This is a genomic window from Parabacteroides sp. CH2-D42-20 (assembly GCF_003670185.1).
GTDB lineage: Bacteria > Bacteroidota > Bacteroidia > Bacteroidales > Tannerellaceae > Parabacteroides > Parabacteroides distasonis.
The window spans coordinates 93,195-111,678 of sequence record NZ_RAYG01000024.1 but is presented as its reverse complement, the minus strand read 5'-3'; the positions used below and the strand labels follow the sequence as shown (position 1 = coordinate 111,678).

The 18,484-nt window shown below is 44.3% G+C and carries 18 protein-coding genes; 16 read left to right on the top strand and 2 right to left on the bottom strand.

The genetic code is table 11. The features are described 5' to 3' along the window. Positions 1 to 231: 231 nt before the first annotated feature. From D7V92_RS15195 to D7V92_RS15130, 14 genes are all read left to right on the top strand, one after another. Complete coding sequence (locus D7V92_RS15195) at positions 232 to 1,326, top strand: HAMP domain-containing sensor histidine kinase (RefSeq protein WP_022192678.1); 1,095 nt, start codon at positions 232 to 234, stop codon at positions 1,324 to 1,326. 58 nt (positions 1,327 to 1,384) lie between these two features. Beyond that, complete coding sequence (locus D7V92_RS15190; RefSeq protein WP_005857058.1) at positions 1,385 to 1,774, top strand: LytTR family DNA-binding domain-containing protein; 390 nt, start codon at positions 1,385 to 1,387, stop codon at positions 1,772 to 1,774. Between the two features lie 4 nt (positions 1,775 to 1,778). After that, a complete protein-coding gene (locus tag D7V92_RS15185) occupies positions 1,779 to 2,432 on the top strand; it encodes an FHA domain-containing protein (RefSeq protein WP_121773215.1) in 654 nt (217 codons plus the stop codon). Between the two features lie 142 nt (positions 2,433 to 2,574). Then, positions 2,575 to 2,829 carry a hypothetical protein gene (locus tag D7V92_RS15180; protein WP_005857054.1) on the top strand — a complete coding sequence of 85 codons (255 nt, stop codon included), beginning with the start codon at positions 2,575 to 2,577 and terminating at the stop codon, positions 2,827 to 2,829. Further along, positions 2,826 to 3,341, top strand: a complete 516-nt coding sequence (locus tag D7V92_RS15175; protein WP_005862362.1) for an FHA domain-containing protein — start codon at positions 2,826 to 2,828, stop codon at positions 3,339 to 3,341. The genes D7V92_RS15180 and D7V92_RS15175 overlap by 4 nt, the downstream gene beginning before the upstream one ends. A gap of 12 nt (positions 3,342 to 3,353) precedes the next feature. After that, positions 3,354 to 4,157, top strand: a complete 804-nt coding sequence (locus tag D7V92_RS15170) for a PP2C family serine/threonine-protein phosphatase (protein WP_005862361.1) — start codon at positions 3,354 to 3,356, stop codon at positions 4,155 to 4,157. 41 nt (positions 4,158 to 4,198) lie between these two features. Then, positions 4,199 to 5,992: a serine/threonine-protein kinase gene (locus D7V92_RS15165; protein WP_158595237.1), complete on the top strand. Its 1,794-nt coding sequence runs from the start codon at positions 4,199 to 4,201 to the stop codon at positions 5,990 to 5,992. Between the two features lie 41 nt (positions 5,993 to 6,033). After that, positions 6,034 to 6,990: a hypothetical protein gene (locus tag D7V92_RS15160; RefSeq protein ID WP_036629346.1), complete on the top strand. Its 957-nt coding sequence runs from the start codon at positions 6,034 to 6,036 to the stop codon at positions 6,988 to 6,990. 12 nt (positions 6,991 to 7,002) lie between these two features. After that, a complete protein-coding gene (locus D7V92_RS15155; RefSeq protein ID WP_009017422.1) occupies positions 7,003 to 9,165 on the top strand; it encodes a kelch repeat-containing protein in 2,163 nt (720 codons plus the stop codon). Between the two features lie 2 nt (positions 9,166 to 9,167). Beyond that, complete coding sequence (locus D7V92_RS15150) at positions 9,168 to 10,064, top strand: serine O-acetyltransferase (protein WP_005857041.1); 897 nt, start codon at positions 9,168 to 9,170, stop codon at positions 10,062 to 10,064. Positions 10,065 to 10,138: 74 nt separating this feature from the next. Further along, on the top strand, positions 10,139 to 10,537 hold the full coding sequence (locus tag D7V92_RS15145) for a ferredoxin (protein ID WP_005857039.1): 399 nt from the start codon (positions 10,139 to 10,141) through the stop codon (positions 10,535 to 10,537). Positions 10,538 to 10,558: 21 nt separating this feature from the next. Then, positions 10,559 to 12,349, top strand: a complete 1,791-nt coding sequence (locus D7V92_RS15140) for an NADH-ubiquinone oxidoreductase-F iron-sulfur binding region domain-containing protein (RefSeq protein ID WP_036610951.1) — start codon at positions 10,559 to 10,561, stop codon at positions 12,347 to 12,349. 14 nt (positions 12,350 to 12,363) lie between these two features. Then, complete coding sequence (locus D7V92_RS15135; RefSeq protein ID WP_005862352.1) at positions 12,364 to 14,154, top strand: NADH-dependent [FeFe] hydrogenase, group A6; 1,791 nt, start codon at positions 12,364 to 12,366, stop codon at positions 14,152 to 14,154. A 3-nt stretch (positions 14,155 to 14,157) separates the two neighbouring features. Beyond that, entirely contained in the window at positions 14,158 to 14,646 is a 489-nt protein-coding gene (locus tag D7V92_RS15130) for an NAD(P)H-dependent oxidoreductase subunit E (protein WP_005857033.1), read from the top strand. A 73-nt stretch (positions 14,647 to 14,719) separates the two neighbouring features. Here D7V92_RS15130 and D7V92_RS15125 read toward each other — a convergent pair whose 3' ends face one another. After that, positions 14,720 to 15,691, bottom strand: a complete 972-nt coding sequence (locus D7V92_RS15125; RefSeq protein ID WP_008772187.1) for a TPM domain-containing protein — start codon at positions 15,689 to 15,691, stop codon at positions 14,720 to 14,722. A gap of 14 nt (positions 15,692 to 15,705) precedes the next feature. Beyond that, the gene (locus D7V92_RS15120; RefSeq protein ID WP_005857030.1) at positions 15,706 to 16,293 is read right to left on the bottom strand and encodes a LemA family protein; all 588 of its coding nucleotides are present in this window, start codon (positions 16,291 to 16,293) and stop codon (positions 15,706 to 15,708) included. Between the two features lie 328 nt (positions 16,294 to 16,621). Here D7V92_RS15120 and D7V92_RS15115 point away from each other — a divergent pair, with 328 nt between their 5' ends. Continuing rightward, positions 16,622 to 18,001 (top strand): cytochrome c peroxidase, encoded by a 1,380-nt coding sequence (locus tag D7V92_RS15115; RefSeq protein WP_005857028.1) that lies wholly within the window; start codon positions 16,622 to 16,624, stop codon positions 17,999 to 18,001. A 17-nt stretch (positions 18,002 to 18,018) separates the two neighbouring features. After that, positions 18,019 to 18,480: a septal ring lytic transglycosylase RlpA family protein gene (locus D7V92_RS15110; RefSeq protein ID WP_008772186.1), complete on the top strand. Its 462-nt coding sequence runs from the start codon at positions 18,019 to 18,021 to the stop codon at positions 18,478 to 18,480. Positions 18,481 to 18,484: the final 4 nt, after the last annotated feature.

The window sequence follows — 18,484 nt, the reverse complement described above, 5'->3', positions numbered from 1 at the left end:
TTAATCGTTCGTTTTAATTAGTCGTTTGCAAATATCGCAAAAAACATTTACTTATGAAAGTCAAAAAGACTTTAGAATATAATTTTGATGCGGTTTTTGGGGTATTTTACTAAACCTATATGTTCCCTATAAAATAATCGATATAAACGACTAATTAAAACGAACGATTAATTCATTCGTTTTTTATGGTTAAACCCTCTTTTTGCATAAATATAATGAGAACGGATATATATGAAAACGACATTAGGCATAGAGTTCGAGCCTTTTTTTCCTCAGATAAGTCATCGTGCCAAGATCGGCTGCGCAAAGTATGATTTGTCCACTGGGGAAGGAGTGGCGATGGAACAATGGTATCTGAATATGGGTGAAGTTCCGGGAACTCCATTGAGCCAGATAGTAGGCATATATTCCAATGTCAAGCCAGAAGACCGTGAATGCTTGAAAACTTCCTTGAGCCGACTTGTCCATGGAGAAACTGATCATGATCAAGGGGAAGTCCGGGTTAGGGATGGCGAGGGATGGAAATGGGTTCGTCTGGATATAATGGAGGCGGGTCTGGAGAAATCAAGCCCCATCCTATTACTGATGAATTATGATATATCTGAACTGAAAGCGATGGAAGAACGAATGCTGAAGGCCGAGAAATCAGAGCGTTTGAAATCCTCCTTTTTGGCAAACATCAGCCATGAGATCCGCATGCCATTAAACGCTATTGTCGGATTCTCTTCTCTTTTAGGGGATGAAGAGGATGGTGAGCTAAGACAAGAGTATATTAATCTTATTCAGACCAATAATGAGTTATTATTGGGTATCGTTAATGATGTATTGGATCTGGCTAAGCTCGAGTCTGGTACCATGACCTTTGATTTCATGGAATTTGATCTAAGACAACTTATTGTAGAAACGGTAGCATCTTTCCAGATCAAAGTACCGAGAGGGGTAGCTTTGACCTATCCGGCATCTTTGGATTCCTTTTTATTACGCTCCGACCGTATCCGTTTGAAACAAGTTCTTGGCAATTTTATAACAAACGCAATTAAGTACACCTCTATAGGTAGCATCATCTTGTCATATCAAGCCATGGAGAACGAGGTTCTGTTATCCGTGACCGATACGGGGGAAGGAATGTCGGAGGAAATAAAACTTCATGTGTTCGATCGTTTTTATAAAGGACGAAACCAAAAGCAAGGCATAGGGCTTGGACTTTCTATCTGCCAAAATATAATTGAAAGGCTGGGAGGGCGTATCGGTGTCTCTTCTGAGCAGGGAAAAGGCTCTTGTTTTTGGTGCACTTTACCAATCTTTCCCCCAAAAGATACCTATTAAATAAAGAAAATACCGTATATTTGTTTTTGAAAGAGAAACGAAAAAACAATTTCTACGTATGGAGCGGTATTTAATTATAAAAACAAGGGATGAGTTGTTGCGCATTAAGATTGGTCAGATCCTTTATTTTGAAGCAGACAGGAACTATACGAAACTATTGTTGTCAAATGGCATCCAATTTACCTTCGCTATAAATATCGGAAAAATAGAAGAGATCTTAGAGAAGCAGGTCGCTGGTTGTAACAAGATATTAATGCGTGTCGGAAAAAGTCATATCATAAATAAAAATCATATCTTACAAATAAATCTCCCTAAGCAGCGTTTATTATTATTGACGGAAGAGGGTAAGCCTAAAGAGTTGGTAATATCCAAGGATCCGTTGAAAGTGCTGAAAGATAATCTTGAGAAGGAGATGGGAAAGCCTCAAGAGGAAGAGGAAAAGGAATAAGATTATGATTATAAAGATAGGAAAAGCAAAAGACAACGATTTTATTGCAAACGATCCTCATGTAAGCCGCCATCATGCCCGTCTGATACGTGAGGATGGTGGCAACTTATTATTGGAGGATACGGAATCTACTAACGGTACGTTCGTGAATGGAGCCCAGATCGTAAAGAAACGTGTTACTCCTACGGATCATATTCGCTTGGGGGATAGCTATGTCTTAAATCTTTCCGAGGTGCTTAAATACAATAATGATTATAGCGATGAATTTGCCGCATTGAAAAAAGTCTACGATGATTATATTCAAGCAAAAGTTAAGATTCAATCCTCTAATCAGTTTAAGACCAGATTATTTCAATCCTTACCATTTGCTTTGCCCGGAATAGTGGGGGTCGTGATAGGCTTCTTAGGGAAAGGTAGCCCGGAACTATTCGGCATCAGCCTCCTGATAACGATTTGTGCCCCTACGGTAGGAATCTATCTAGGAGCCAAGCAGTCGGCCAAGATTCCCCAGCAATTGCAGGATATCGCCAATCAATTTAAGATAGACTATGTTTGTCCGAAATGTGGGACATTCTTAGGTGAGATCCCTTGGGAATCATTGAAAAACCGAAAGCAATGCCCAGTTTCTTCCTGTAAGGCCAAATGGGTGAGAGAATGAGCCTTTTCTTTTCGTATAGTAAAACAGCCTCTTTTGTACATGAAACCCAAATGTTTGATTATAAGAGAGAATAACAAGTTTATTAATCCATTGCTTTTTGTACTTTTGTTTTCGGAATATTAATATATTAGGAACAAAGGTTATGCAAGAAGAGGAATATACATTCGTAACTTTAGACGGCAATGACGTCATGCCAGCGGATGCTGTCATAATAGACGTGGAAGGAGGAGGTGTCGACCTAGGCGACGCCATAGTTATAGACGATAGTAGCATCGAGTCTTTCGATCATTCAGACTTTATAACATTGGCGGACGATACGGTTATGCTTTCCGATACAGATATGATGGATCTGTACTCTACGGATATGGATGGCGCAGATATTTCGTTTATCGTATGATCGCGGTTAAATGTCCACATTGCCATGTAGGATTAAAGGTAGACGAGGGGAAGATTCCCCTCGGCATTACCTCCTTTAAGTGTCCGAAATGCAAAGAGCCTATTCCTTTGTCCTTATTATCCGAGAAATGTAATCATCAGGAAATCGATTCCGATACGATTTTAGTGACACCTGTCAAGACTGGAATCGGCAGACTGACGGTTCTTCCAGACGCCGATACACCTGAACAAGCGTTTCCTCTTCACGAAGGGAAGGTTGTCATTGGCCGGAAGTCGAACGCCTCACAAGCTACGATGCCAATTATCACGGCTGATCGCACGATGAGTCGCGAGCATATTTGCATTGAGGTGAAAAAAGATTCAAAAGGTGGATATAAACATTTCCTTACCGACAATAATAGTAAAAACCATACGTTATATAATAACAGTTACCTAGAGAATGGCGAGGTGGTCGTGCTCAATGATAATGACGAGATTATTATTGGTCGCACCGTCTTACGTTTTAATGAATAAAACTCATTTGTTATGATTATAACGATCGGTAAGCCATGTGCTATTACGGAAAAAGGAGGCAGATCGAATAACGAGGATTCCATTTACCCGCTTCCCGAACAAGTGACCCTTGACCAAAAATTGTTTATGGTTTGCGATGGTGTGGGTGGAGCCGAGAAAGGGGAGGTAGCCAGCTCATTAGCTTGCGAGTCCATACAAACTTTCTTTTCTACGTTCCTAAAGGATGATCCCACGCCTGAGTTTATCCATAAAGCCGTACATTATGCGGAAGTCTGTTTCGACTCCTATGTTCAAGAGCATCCGGAAGCGATGGGTATGGCTACTACGCTCACCATGGCCTATATCGCTTCTTCCGGAATCGTATTGGCTCATATCGGAGATAGCCGGATCTATCATCTGAGGAAGGGGGAGATTTTATATCAAACAGAAGATCATTCATTGGTAAATTCGTTGGTTAAATTAGGTAAGATCACTCCGGAAGAAGCGTTAACCCACCCCCAGCGGAATGTGATTATCCGGGCTATACAAGGCACTCATACTCCAACAGAAGCGGACATTATTACCTTGAACGATATTCAACCCGACGATTTCCTCTTTCTTTGTACGGACGGGGTTCTTGAAAGACTGAAGAATGAAAAGATCGCAGAGATATTTAATGGTCGTTTATCTGTTCCGGAAATAAAGGACGCTCTCATGGAAGCCTGTGACGGCAAGACTCGGGATAATTTTTCTTTTTATATCATACCTATTCAAAAAGTGGAAGATAGCATGGGTTTTAAGCAAAATATTCTCTCTTTTCTTTATTCTTTTATATAAATAACGTACTTTTGGCAGATTAAATGGAATTATTCAAGGTTATGAATCTGCCAGACGGACATCTTCTTCAAAATGGAAAATACAGACTTACTCATGTGGTTGGTCAAGGTGGTTTTGGCATAACCTACAGAGGAGTTTGGTATACAGAGGTTAAAGGATCTTTAGGCACCGTAAAGACGGAGGTCCCTATCTGTGTCAAGGAATATTTCTTCAAGGATTATTGTTATAGAGAACCCGGTTCCCAAGCCGTAAAAGTACATTCGGAGACGGGAAAGGTCTTATTTAACAAGTTCAAGGAAAAACTGATCAAAGAGGCAAAGATCCTATCGGAAGTTCACCATCCCTATATCGTAAACGTGTTGGAGGTTTTCGAGGAAAACAATACGGCTTATATTGCCATGGAGTATATTTCCGGCTTCTCGCTAAAATATATGCTTGAGAAAAACGGGATATTGCCCGAAGCTACGGTCCTTAAATATGTACGGCAAATTGGCGAGGCGTTACAATTCGTTCATGATAAGAGTATCTTGCATCTGGATATCAAGCCTAGCAATATCTTGATCGATAAGAACGGGAACGCCCGCTTGATCGATTTCGGAGTCAGCAAACGTTACGATATCGAGCAGGAAGAGACCAGCACTACGATGTTAACCCTTTCTAAAGGATTCGCATCCATAGAGCAATACGATAACGAAGGAACACAAGTGTTCTCGCCCCGTCCGGATATTTATTCCTTGGGAGCCACGATGTATAATCTGTTAACGGGAACAATCCCTACAGAATCTATACTACGTGCCGCACGTCCTTTGCGAAACCCCTCTGAAATCAATGCGGCGATCAGCCCGAAAACAGAGGCTGTTATCATAAAAGCGATGCAAATCATTCCTGCGGATCGCTTTGAGACGGTGGGCGAGATGTTGGCGTCTTTGGATTTTTCTCAAGCGGAAAAGGAAGTTCAGGTTGTCCCAAGTCCATCTCCCGAGATTGTGAATGAGGAAACAACGGTGGTTTATTCATCACCTGTAGATTCTAAATTAGTAGGATCGGATGATGAAGAGACTGTTGTCAATGTGGCTAATCCACCTGCCGTGGAGCCAGTAACAGAAAAGAATAATTCCAGAAAGAAAATAATTCCTATCGGAATCGCTATATTTGTCGTTGTAGGATCCGCTACAGCTCTTTTAGTGCATAGCAATAGGCCCACAAAAGAGGTTGTCGAGAGTATTGATTTACCTTCAGCTGTGGAGCCGGATAGCAATGTCTCAAAAGAAGTAGAAATGCCAGATCACCCAGTTTTACATACGGAACCTCCTATCTCTGAGATAAAGGAAGCGGAGAAACAAGAGCCTCAAGTGGAAGAGAAACGACCTATGGAAACAGAGCATACGATAGAAGAGAATGTTCTCCCGGATCAGCCATCGGAAAATGAGATGAATGAGAAATATAACTCGTTAATCGCCTCCGGTAAGGAAAAAATGGCCAAAGCTGATTATTCGGGAGCTAAGAAAGATTTGTCGGAAGCAAAGGATACGAAACTTACGGAAGAGGTAGTCCGGTTGATCATCGCTTGCGATGAGAAAACCGAGGAGAAACGTATAGCGGACAAAAAGGCCCTGTATGAGGAGAAAATGGCTTTCGGACGATATAAGATCGTACGTAAGAAGTCAAATAACAGATACGGGGCGATCGATTCGAAAGCCGAGGAACGTATTCCTTGCAAATACCTAAGTGTCGGTATCGCGGATAACGGCCGGGCATTCGAACGGGAAGACAATTTGTTTGATATTTATAATTCTGACGGATCATTGATTAGCGAAGGCCTTACTTATTATTGATTGTAATATTATGAACAACTAAACATGTATTTACCTATTATATGAAAAGACTTTGGATATTGATGATATGTGCGGTATTTCCCCTCGGACTGCTGGCGCAACAGCGTACGGAATACAACCGTAAGGGAGATGAAGCGATGAAACGTCTTGATTATAGTGACGCTAAAATGTGGTACGAGGAAGGCGTATCGCAATGCGACGCATACAGTATTGATCAGCTGACTACGATTTGGCTTTCCAACGAGCGAATGCGGCCTTCCATGCGTAGCTTGATGAATAAATGTTTAAACTGCCTGACGGTCAAAGCTACGGAAGATGATCCGGATGCCATCTCTAAATTAATCATTTATTATTCGGAAGGTATCGGAACCCCTAAAAGTGAGGAGCTAGCAACCTATTGGAAAGAATACCAAGAGATGTTGTTAAAGCCGGCGGAACCCGAGGCCCAACCGATAGATTCCGCAGCGGTATCCCCTAAGAAACGAATGGAGTTTTTCGCGGGATACTCGTATTCGATCGAATCTCCTTATGGAATCACGGTAGGAGGTATGGGGCAACGCTTCGGTTGGTATGTCCGTTTCAAGACGAATATGTCTTTTATGAATTATACGGACGAATGTAATAACCAAGGGCAGATTATTAAGTTCTCTAATTCGGAAGGGGAATCTTATGAGCTTAATACAGGTAAATCCTCGAAGACAAATAGTATAGCCGGAACGGCCGGTTTAATCGTAAAATGCTTTCCGTGGTTATATGCCTCCGTTGGTTTGGGATATGGTGAAAGAGCTTTACTACATTCGTTCACGACCCATTCCTATGAAAACTACGATAGTACACGAGAGGTATGGTGCCGGAATATTGATTCCTCATACAAAGGGGTCGCTGCCGAGGTTGACTTGATGATGAAAATAACGAACTCTGTATTTATTAGCGTTGGATGCAATACGGTTAATTTTAAGTACTTGGATCTAAACGCTGGCTTAGGTGTATTCTTTTAATATTGATTATTTATGAAACATATATACTCACTCTTCTCTATTCTATTTGCGGCTTTATTAATGGCCGGATGCGTGAATGATCCGGATATAGATGGTGGCATTCGAAACGCTAAAAAACCGTCTGTTAAGACAGACGAGATATTGAAGTCCACGGCTAGTTCCGTGACAGTATCGGGGGAGGTCTTGCAAGAAAACGGCGCTCCCGTGACAGAGGCCGGTTTTTGTTGGAGCACGGAATCAACCTTTACTGTGATAGAGAAAAATAAAAAAGCCGTATCCAAGCGTAAGGTAAAATATGAGGCTACGATCGAGGGCTTAACCAATGATCTGGATTACTATATCCGGGCCTATGCGATCAATGCGGTAGATACCGCTTATGGAGAGATTTTACCTTTTAAGACGAAAGATGGATTAGGAAGCGTTAAGACCTTATTGCCAGTCAACGTGATGTCTACTTCCGTTCAATGTGGAGGTATGATAACCAAACAAGGGGAAGCCGAAATCGAGGAAAGGGGTATTTACTTAATGCTGAATCCGGAGCCTTCAGCATCCGACTCTACGATTCGTATAGACATGGAAGCCGATTCGTTCTATTGTACGATCTCCGATTTAAAACCGGAAACTACCTATTACGTTAGAGCTTACGCAAAAAGTAAATATGGTGAGTATAACGGGGCGAAAGTCGAGACCTTTAAGACCACGAATGGTCGTCCTGTATTAGATGATAACAAATTCAAGAAAATAGCGACAGAGTTTACCTATGCGGAGTTCTCCATGGAAATAATAAGCGAGGGAGATTCTCCGATCACGGCATGTGGTTTCTGCTTTAGTGCTGATAAATCGCCGACAATAGAAAATGGGGATACGATTATTTGCGGAGCGGGTATCGGAGAATTTGCCGGGAAAATCTATGATATGCAACAGCAGAAAGGGTATTACGTACGTGCTTATGCGACAAACGCTTTAGGTACTACCTATAGCGCAGGCGAAGGTATCCATACGATTCTGGAAAGTGAGTTGCCTACAGTCAATACGAAGGAGGTGTCTACTATTAAAAACGGTACCGCATGGGTAGGAGGAGAGGTCTTAGCCGAAGGTGCCTCACCGGTTACAGAGGCCGGTGTATGTTGGGGAACTAGTCCTAGTCCGGCCTTTGGTAATTGTGAAGGAGCGGTAGCTCTTTCTTCCGGTACACAAGCGTTTACGGGTACGATAAAGGAATTGAGAGGAGGCACGAGCTATTATTTAAGGGCTTACGCTAAAAATAAGAATGGTATCGCTTACGGAGAGGAAGTTCGCTTCCAAACTCCGGATATATTTGGAGCAGGGGCAAGGTTTGAGGGAGCTTTCCGGATACCGGGATCTACCTCTTTCTGTACCTTGGCTAATAGCACGGGATTCTTGTTAGGCGGTGACACGGGTAGGGAATACACCGATGAGTTTTGGGGATATATGACCTCTAAGAAAGAATGGTTGCCCTTAAGGTCTCAGCCTGAGAAATTATCGGGCCAAGCATGTTTCAGCATCGGATTTGGCCTATGGACTTTTGGTGGTTTGGATAACACGGGAAAGATATGTGACAGTTTATATGTATACTCCACATCCGATAATTCTTGGAGCGCCGTACAAACAGACCAGCAACGGCCTAAAGGTATGTATCGGGCGGCATGTTGCAGAATGGAAGATCAAGCGTTCCTCATAGGTGGACGTAGAGGTAACGAACTAATCGATGAAGTCTGGACTTATGAACCGAGCGCTTTCGTTTGGAGCAAGAAATCTAATTTCCCGATTAAACAATACGGCGGAATATCCGTTGTAATTGGTGACCGTATATATGCCGGACTGGGGATTATTAATAAAGCGGATCCTTCTTTGGAATATACGACACAGTTTTGGTCTACAGACAAGAACGCTGTAGCTTGGGAAAAGGAGGCTTCGTTCCCCGGAAGGATGCTTTTATGTGCTATCGCTTATGGTAATTACGTATATGGCGTAGACGGGGACGGTTATATTTGGCGCTATGATCCGGACTCTCAGAACTGGAGCCAGAAATCCCAGTTACCAGCGGCTAACAGGTCTGTACATTGCATGTATGTCTTGGATAATTATATCTATATCGGTTTGGGCAATGCCTCTAACTCATTAATTAGTTACGATCCTACTTGGGATAATTAAAGATGAATAGAACAGCGATTTTAGAACAGATACAGAAGAACGTAGAACGGCTGTCGGCTCCTGATCTACCGGAATACAAATATATCCCGTTGCATCAGAAGCCATCGCCTTCAGTCGCTACGTTGCATGAGATCATGCGCCTATTACGTACGGTTATCTTCCCCGGATTCTTTGGTACGGAACAAGAGGCTCAATTAGGCTCTATCCAATATTATACGGGAGTCTATTTGGAAAAGATCTATGATCTCTTGCAAGAGCAAATATATAATGGGCTTTGTTTTGAGGTAGAGCGTTGTTGTGATTCCAAGGACCGGGCTTCCGAGATCTCGATCGCTTTTATTAACCGGATTCCTCATATCAAATATTTACTGTCCACCGATGTAAAGGCCATCTTGGATGGTGATCCGGCAGCCAAGAGCGTGAGTGAGATTATATTCTGTTATCCGGCGGTCTACGCGCTTTTACATCAACGGGTCGCTCATGAATTATTCGAGCTAGGCGTACCGGTACTCCCGCGTATCATTACGGAAATGGCACACTCGCAAACCGGGATCGACATTCATCCCGGGGCGCAGATCGGAGAATATTTCAGTATCGATCATGGAACGGGTATTGTCGTGGGACAAACCGCCATTATCGGAAACCATGTCCGCCTTTATCAAGGTGTGACGTTAGGAGCCAAGAGTTTTACGCTGGACGAGGAAGGACTTCCGATAGATTTGCCCCGTCACCCGATCATCGAGGATTATGTGACCATTTATTCCAACGCGTCCATATTAGGACGGATCACTATTGGCCGAGGATCTATTATCGGGGGTAACATCTGGCTCACCCATAGTGTACCTCCCAATTCCAAGATATCTCAATCACGTGTCGAAGAAAAATTCACGGAAATATGATATTATTTGAAAGAGATTCCGTATGTTTGTGCAAATGACATTACGGTGTTTTCCTTAAATAATAGAATATGACCATGAACAAAGTAAAGACATTAGATGATCTCAAGAAAATGCGTGAATCTCTTCGTGCGTCTTTGGATCTGCGTGAAAAAAGCAATACCCCTGATCAGCTCGTACAAATTAAGGTTTCTATGGCCACTTGCGGTATAGCTGCCGGAGCCAAGGAGATAATGAGTTATTTTATCGAGGTTTTAGACCGGCAGAAAATCGATGCGTTGGTAACTCAAACCGGATGCATGGGCTATTGTTATGCGGAACCGACTATCGAAATCAAGCTTCCGGGTCAGGAGCCGTTGGTATTCGGTTATGTCGATAAGGCAAAAGTAGAAGAGATCATAGACAAGTATATCCGTAAGGGTATCTTGGTAGACGGCATCATTCCTGTAACTTACACCACCGTAAAACCCGAATAAGAAATTTAATATCTTACATAAATGGCACAATACACGAATTATATATTGGTGTGCGGTGGCACAGGTTGCCGTGCATCACAAAGCGAGCAGATCATCGAGAATCTGAGAGCCGCCGTCGAGCAATACGGATTAGAGGATACACAAGTGATCCGTACCGGATGCTTCGGTTTCTGCGAGAAGGGTCCGGTGGTTAAGATGATCCCCGATAACACTTTTTACGTACAAGTTCAACCATCGGATACGGACGAGATCGTACGGGAGCATTTGGTAAAAGGCCGTAAAGTGGAACGGTTACTTTATATGAATCCAGAGAACCGTGAGCTGGTTCCGGACTCCAAGCATATCGGATTCTATAAGAAACAGCTACGAATCGCCCTTCGAAATTGTGGCTTTATCAACCCGGAGAATATCGATGAGTATATCGCTCGTGACGGCTATGTAGCGTTAGGAAAAGCCCTTGTGGAAATGACTCCCGAGGAAGTAATCAAGGAAATCATGGATAGTGGTTTACGGGGTCGTGGGGGCGGTGGTTTCCCCACAGGCTTGAAATGGCAGATTACCCGTAAGGTACAAGCACCTCAAAAATACGTGGTTTGTAATGCGGACGAGGGCGACCCGGGCGCTTTTATGGATCGCTCCATATTGGAGGGCGACCCGCATTCGATTGTGGAGGCTATGGCGATTAATGGATATTGTACGGGAGCTAACAAAGGTTTGGTATATATCCGTGCCGAATATCCGCTAGCCGTTGAACGTTTGAAAATAGCCATACGGCAAGCGAAAGAATATGGATTGCTGGGCGAGAATATATTTGGGACTGATTTCTCATTCGATATCGAGATCCGGTACGGTGCCGGAGCTTTTGTTTGTGGAGAGGAGACCGCTTTGATCCACAGTATGGAAGGTTTGCGAGGCGAGGCTACCGTAAAGCCACCGTTTCCTAGTGAACACGGGTATAAAGGTTGTCCAACCAATGTAAATAACGTAGAGACTTATGCGAATATCCCGGTGATCTTGTTAAGAGGCGCTAAATGGTTCAGTAGTATCGGAACGGAGAAAAGCAAAGGAACAAAGGTGTTCGCCTTGGCTGGAAAGGTAAACAATGTAGGTCTGATCGAGGTTCCTATGGGTACGACTTTGCGTGAGGTTATCTTTGGAATTGGGGGAGGTATCAAGGATGGAAAGAAGTTTAAGGCTGTGCAAACCGGTGGCCCGTCAGGAGGTTGCTTGACAGAAAAGCATCTTGATCTTCCTATCGATTATGATAATTTGCTTGCCGCTGGTTCCATGATGGGTTCCGGAGGTATGATCGTCATGGACGAGGATGATTGTATGGTAGCCATGGCTAAGTTCTATCTGGACTTTACGGTCGAGGAATCTTGCGGTAAATGCGCACCGTGCCGTATCGGTAATAAACGCTTACATGAGATATTGCAGAAAATTACGAGTGGAAACGGAACCGAAGAGGATTTGATCCGTCTAAGGAATCTGGCGATGGTGATTAAGGATACCGCTTTATGCGGCTTGGGACAGACTTCCCCGAATCCGGTTTTATCTACGATGGATAATTTCTACGATGAATATCTGGCGCATGTCCGGGAGCATCGTTGTCCGTCTCATCAATGCCGGGAACTTACTCAATATTTCATCAATCCGGAGAAATGTAAAGGATGTACGCTCTGTGCCCGTGTTTGTCCGGTGCACGCAATTACAGGTGGACGGAAAATTCCTCATATTATCGATCCGCAAGCTTGTATCCGTTGCGGTACCTGTATGGAGAAGTGTAAGTTCGGAGCGATTTATGTCCACTAAATTCATTTACAATCATGGAAACAATTAAATTAATCATAGATAATAAAGAGGTGGAAGTGCCGAGAGGAACCACCATTTTAGATGCGGCAAAAAGTGTAGGTATCCATATCCCGACACTCTGTTATATGAAACTGGAGGATTTGCATTATGAGAATAATCCGGGAGCTTGCCGTATTTGTGTCGTAGAGATCGAGGGACGTAGAAATTTAGCCCCATCCTGTAAAATGGAATGTACGGAAGGTATGGTCGTACGGACACATACCCCTCGGGTAATGAATGCCCGCAGGACGGTGATGGAGCTGATCCTCTCGAATCATCCGGCGGAATGCCTGACATGTAGTAGCAACGGACATTGCGAGTTACAAAAGATCGCGCACGACCTAGGAATCCGCGAGATCCGGTATAAGGGAGAAATGTCTACATTTACGATAGATCGTTCCCCTTCTATTGTCCGGAACATGAACAAATGCATCATGTGCCGCCGTTGTGAGACCATGTGCAATACGATACAGACGGTTGGCGCCTTGACTGCCGTGAACCGTGGATTTAACGCGGCCGTATCAACAGCTTTCGAACGGGATATGGCCGGAAGTACCTGTTCTTATTGTGGACAATGCGTATCCGTCTGTCCTGTAAACGCGCTTAGCGGACGTAATACGCAACAGCCGGTCTTGGACGCTTTGGCCGATCCTACTAAAATTGTTATCGCCCAGACAGCACCGGCGGTTCGCACAGCGTTGGGACGTGATTTCGGGTATGAGCCGGGTACATTGGTTACAGGCAAGATGGTTTCAGCTTTGCGTCAATTGGGTTTTGATTATGTATTCGATACGGACTTTGCCGCCGACTTGACCATTATGGAAGAGGGAACGGAATTATTACATCGCCTAGGTAGTTACTTGAATGGAGACAAAGAGGTGAAAATACCGTTAATGACGAGTTGTTGTCCGGGCTGGGTTAGCTTTGTGGAACAACATTTCCCCGAGTTACGGGATAATTTATCTACAGCCAAGAGCCCGCAGCAAATGTTCGGAGCGATCGCCAAGAGCTATTTCGCCGAGAAGTTGGGAGTGGACCGTAAGGATTTGGTAGTCGTATCTATCATGCCTTGTTTGGCGAAGAAGTATGAGGCTAGCCGCCCGGAGTTTAGTGTGGAAGGTAATCCCGATGTAGATTATTCGATATATACCCGTGAGTTAGCCCGTTTAATCCGTTATGCGAATATAGATTTCAATGAACTGCCGGATGGTGAGTTCGATCGTCCGTTGGGTGAATCTACCGGAGCGAGCGTGATCTTCGGTACTACCGGCGGTGTTATTGAGGCCGCTTGCCGTACTGCTTATGAATTATATACGAAGAAAAATCTGGATAAAGTGGACTTCGAGGAGTTACGCGGACTGGAAGGTATTCGTAGCGCTACCATCGATTTTAATGGGACTCCGGTAAAGATCGGTATCGCTCATGGTCTGGGGAATGCCCGCAAATTGATCGAGGAGGTGAAGAACGGTACCTCTCCTTATCATGCGATCGAGGTGATGGCTTGTCCGGGAGGCTGTATCGGCGGTGGCGGACAACCGTTCCACCGAGGCCGTATGGAGGTACTTCGCCGGCGTGCTGCCGCTCTTTACCGGGAAGACGCTAACAAACCGCTTCGCAAGAGCCATGAGAATCCGTATATCCAGCAATTATACAGCGAGTATTTGGGAGAGCCTTGCGGACCGAAAGCCCACAAATTACTGCATACCCATTACATAGATCGTAAGGAAGTAATCGGTATGTATATAGAAACTGAAAAAAGTAAATAAGCCATGAATGAGATACATTTGCCTAAAACAAAAGTAGCGGAGCTACATGCGATATGCGCTGAACGCAACAACGATCCCGGGGAGTTGATCAATATCTTGCACGCCGCCCAAGGCTTGTTCGGATATTTACCACCGGAAGTCCAACAGGTTATCGCCGCCGAATTGAATATCCCGGTCTCAAGGGTATATGGCGTAGTTACTTTTTACTCATTCTTTACGATGACCCCCAAGGGGAAATACCCCATCTCGGTTTGTCTGGGAACGGCCTGTTACGTGCGTGGCGCAGAAAATGTTCTGGAAGAAATGCAACGTCAATTGGAAATAAAGGTAGGAGAGACTACACCGGACGGTTTGTTCTCCTTGGATTGCTTACGCTGTGTCGGTGCTTGCGGATTGGCTCCGGTGGTCATGATCGGCGGGAAGGTCTATGGAAGGGTTACTCCCGAGAAGGTACGGGATATACTTTCCGACTACTATCTGAAAGAGCAATAAGATACGAAAACACAAGCGGTCACATAAGGTTTTACGTGACCGCTTGTATAAAATAATGCGAATAATCGTATTTTCAGAAACGACTGATCGAACCGCCACCCCCGGAGCTTCCACCCCCCCAAGAGCCGCCACCGCCGCCTCCGCTAAAACCTCCGAAACCACCACCGCCACCCATAATAATAGGGCCACCTCCTCCTCGGTGTATGCGGTCGATGGTACGATTTTTTTTCTCTGTATACCCGCAACTCTTACAGCGGTATACATCTTCGGCCAGACCTTCCGAGAAACGAGTCGCTTCCCGGATCACCTGCTGCCCCATATACACAAAGGTTTTCTTTCCACAACGGGGACATGCCTTCGGACGATACTTTAAGTATGCGATAAATGCCGAGAAACCGATCATCCCGATAATTCCCACCACGAATATCCACATAAAATCATCATCGGACGAGGAAGAAGAACGGTTGCCAGTCATGCCTGCCCGTTCATAGTCGCTGGACATTAAATACTTGGTAACCGCCATGACTCCTTTCAACATGCCGGCGCTATAATCCCCGGCCTTTAGATCGGGCATCATATACCGCTGCTGGAGCCGGTAGCAAATTGCGTCGGGTAAGACACCCTCGATGCCATATCCCGTCTCGAAAACGACCGAACGTTGGGAAGGTTCCGTCACCAACTGGATCAATAAACCATTATCCTTGCTCTTTTGTCCCAATCCCCAATGTTTGAATAAATCCGTAGCGAACATCCGGGCATCCTGATCCCCGATGCTATTCACGGCAACGACAGCTACCTCGATACCGAGACTATCTTCCACTACATTTAATAATTGATTGATACGTGCCGCATCATCCGGGGTAATGATACCATCCGGATTACTGACATGGTTCAACCGGTTGGAAAGACGTACGTTCGGAATGGTCTCGATCGAATAATCCTTTGCCGCGAAAATAGAAGAGGCAAAACCAACCAGCAATAAACTGATCCATAAAAGGCTTACCGGACACTTGCGCCTAGATCCTATATTCTTTATCTCACTCATTCAGCGAATGGCTATTAGAATTCTACCTTAGGAGCCTTTTCCGCACCGGATTCAGCGGCGAAATAAGCTTTCGATTGGAAGCCGAACATTCCGGACAAAATATTGTTCGGGAATTGGCGAATATAGGTATTATAAGACTGAGCTACCTCGTTAAAACGTTTACGCTCTACCGAGATACGATTTTCGGTCCCTTCCAATTGCGCTTGAAGCTCCATAAAGTTTTGATTCGCTTTTAAGTCTGGATAACGCTCTAAAACAAGCATCAAACGGGAGAGGGCATTTCCTAACTCACCCTGTGCGGACTGGAATTTCTTCAAGGATTCCTCAGTAAGGTTAGAAGGATCAATCGTAGTCTTCGTCGCCTCGGCACGAGCGTTGACCACACCTTCTAAAGTCTCTTTCTCATGCGCGGCGTATCCTTTTACCGTATTTACCAGATTCGGGATCAAATCCATACGGCGTTGATATTGGTTCTCAACTTGGCTCCATGCGGTTTTCACGCCTTCGTCTTGAGTTACCATATTATTATACACGCCTTTCACCCAAAAGAATAATATCGCTACGATAGCGATGATAATCCATACAACTTTGTTCTTAAACATCTTTGCCTTATAATTTATTGATTATACATAATGAGACAAAGCTATATAAAAAAATCGGATTATCCACATAGCGATTGGCGGCTGCTTATAACTGCGATTGTTAGCTGCTTATAATGGGCATTGTAACATCCTTATATTGCCCATTGTTAGAACCTCATACTGGGCATTATAGGAAGGAGCTTGCTGCGATGCTGCGGATGGAAGCCCACCGCATAGATTCTATTTATCTTCCCATAGATAAAACTGATCAATGAAATCCAAGGCTTTTAGGGTACATGTAAGTGAATTGTTCTATATTTGCACTTAATAAATCTAAATAAATATAGTTATGCGTAAAACAATTTATGCTAAAATGACGGCATTACCGGTAGGACTCTGCGCTTTAGCCTTTGCGGTTACCTCGTGCGGTTCTTCCGAATACAAGAAATTTGCCGACAATGAAGGTAAGCAAGTGGCCTCTATCCTGCGGGAAAACGACTGTTTGGCCTGCCACTCTGAAAATGCGCCTCTGCCATTTTACGGTAATTTACCGTTGATCGGTCCCGTAGTACAGGCAGACATGAAGGAGGCCGTTCACTATGTGGACTTGACTGCTATGGTGGAAGCCTTGGAGAACGGGCAGCCCGTTTCAGAGGTTGATTTGGCGAAGGTGGAGAATACGGCCCTAAGCGGCTCTATGCCCCCGGCTAAGTATTCCCATATGCCGATGCACTGGGGAACCAGCCTTGACGACAATGAGAAAGCGGTGATCATCTCATGGGCGAAGAATGTCCGTAAAGATCGTTTCACGACCGAAACCGTAGCGGAAGAATTTAAGAATGAGCCTCTTCAGCCTCTAATGAAGAGCTTGCCTACAGATCCGGCGAAGGTAGAGTTGGGTTTTGCTCTGTATCATGATACTCGTTTGTCTGCGGACAATACGATCTCTTGCGCTACTTGCCACGGATTGAACACAGGTGGTGTAGACCGTAAGCAATATTCGGAAGGTATTAATGGACAGTTCGGTGGTGTTAACGCTCCGACCGTATATAATGCGGCGCTTAATTTCGTTCAATTTTGGGACGGACGTGCGGCAGACCTAAAAGAGCAAGCGGCTGGTCCTCCATTGAACCCAGTGGAAATGGGTTGTACCTCATTCGACCAGATTTGCGAGGCTTTAGCGCAAGATAAGGATTTCACGAAGAAATTCACGGAAGTGTATCCGGAAGGTTATTCTCAATCCACGATCACGGACGCTATCGCTGAGTTTGAGAAGACCTTGCTTACGCCGAGTCGTTTCGACAAATACTTGATGGGAGATAAAAACGCGCTTACAGCGGAAGAATTAGAGGGCTATCAACTATTCAAGGACAATAAATGCGCTACTTGCCACGTTGGTGTAAATGTCGGTGGTCAATCTTACGAGTTCATGGGTATCAAGAACAGCTATTTCGATTACCGGAATACAGGGTTGACGGACGGTGATAACGGACGCTATGCCGTGACTAAGAAAGAATCCGATCGTCATAAGTTCAAAACCCCGACACTTCGTAACGTGATGCTGACTTATCCGTACATGCACGACGGAACGGTAGCCTCCGTGGAGGATGCGATCCGTATCATGCATGAGTTCCAGATCGGAAAGGAGATCAATGATGTAGAAGTTGAAAAAATCGTTGTTTTTCTAGGAACTTTGAACGGAGAATATAATGGAAAAATGCTTCAATAATTGATTAAAAAAGGTACATGTCCTTCCGCTTGTTCTACATATTACTTATATTTGCCGCAGTTAAGTGTGGAGAAGGAATATGGGCACAAGAGGAAGGACTTGCTTCATATTACCATCATCGCTTCCATGGCAGGAAATCATCCAGTGGAAGGATTCATGATAAGGAAGAATTAGTCGCCGCGCATCGTACGTATCCTTTTGGTACTTTTTTAAGAGTCACGAACTTGGAGAATATGAAAAGTACCATTGTATGCGTAACGGATCGTGGACCTCGTTATAGAAAACGAATCATTGATGTATCAGCGAGCGCCGCCGAGATATTGGATTTTATCGATAAAGGTGTCGCTAAGGTACGGATAGAAGTCGTTCCCGGCCCCTTAGACCTCCGCTATCTGGACTTGATCTATCCTAAGATTCCTTATCTGGATATAGATTATTTACGTCCGGATCCACCTTATAGGGTGAAATTCACGAAATAAATTT

Excerpts from the sequence above, each read along its gene's own strand:
- D7V92_RS15195 (WP_022192678.1), top strand. The coding sequence starts at position 232 with ATGAAAACGACATTAGGCATAGAGTTCGAGCCTTTTTTTCCTCAGATA.
- D7V92_RS15190 (WP_005857058.1), top strand. The coding sequence starts at position 1,385 with ATGGAGCGGTATTTAATTATAAAAACAAGGGATGAGTTGTTGCGCATT.
- D7V92_RS15185 (WP_121773215.1), top strand. The coding sequence starts at position 1,779 with ATGATTATAAAGATAGGAAAAGCAAAAGACAACGATTTTATTGCAAAC.
- D7V92_RS15180 (WP_005857054.1), top strand. The coding sequence starts at position 2,575 with ATGCAAGAAGAGGAATATACATTCGTAACTTTAGACGGCAATGACGTC.
- D7V92_RS15175 (WP_005862362.1), top strand. The coding sequence starts at position 2,826 with ATGATCGCGGTTAAATGTCCACATTGCCATGTAGGATTAAAGGTAGAC.
- D7V92_RS15170 (WP_005862361.1), top strand. The coding sequence starts at position 3,354 with ATGATTATAACGATCGGTAAGCCATGTGCTATTACGGAAAAAGGAGGC.
- D7V92_RS15165 (WP_158595237.1), top strand. The coding sequence starts at position 4,199 with ATGAATCTGCCAGACGGACATCTTCTTCAAAATGGAAAATACAGACTT.
- D7V92_RS15160 (WP_036629346.1), top strand. The coding sequence starts at position 6,034 with ATGAAAAGACTTTGGATATTGATGATATGTGCGGTATTTCCCCTCGGA.
- D7V92_RS15155 (WP_009017422.1), top strand. The coding sequence starts at position 7,003 with ATGAAACATATATACTCACTCTTCTCTATTCTATTTGCGGCTTTATTA.
- D7V92_RS15150 (WP_005857041.1), top strand. The coding sequence starts at position 9,168 with ATGAATAGAACAGCGATTTTAGAACAGATACAGAAGAACGTAGAACGG.
- D7V92_RS15145 (WP_005857039.1), top strand. The coding sequence starts at position 10,139 with ATGAACAAAGTAAAGACATTAGATGATCTCAAGAAAATGCGTGAATCT.
- D7V92_RS15140 (WP_036610951.1), top strand. The coding sequence starts at position 10,559 with ATGGCACAATACACGAATTATATATTGGTGTGCGGTGGCACAGGTTGC.
- D7V92_RS15135 (WP_005862352.1), top strand. The coding sequence starts at position 12,364 with ATGGAAACAATTAAATTAATCATAGATAATAAAGAGGTGGAAGTGCCG.
- D7V92_RS15130 (WP_005857033.1), top strand. The coding sequence starts at position 14,158 with ATGAATGAGATACATTTGCCTAAAACAAAAGTAGCGGAGCTACATGCG.
- D7V92_RS15125 (WP_008772187.1), bottom strand. The coding sequence starts at position 15,691 with ATGAGTGAGATAAAGAATATAGGATCTAGGCGCAAGTGTCCGGTAAGC.
- D7V92_RS15120 (WP_005857030.1), bottom strand. The coding sequence starts at position 16,293 with ATGTTTAAGAACAAAGTTGTATGGATTATCATCGCTATCGTAGCGATA.
- D7V92_RS15115 (WP_005857028.1), top strand. The coding sequence starts at position 16,622 with ATGCGTAAAACAATTTATGCTAAAATGACGGCATTACCGGTAGGACTC.
- D7V92_RS15110 (WP_008772186.1), top strand. The coding sequence starts at position 18,019 with ATGTCCTTCCGCTTGTTCTACATATTACTTATATTTGCCGCAGTTAAG.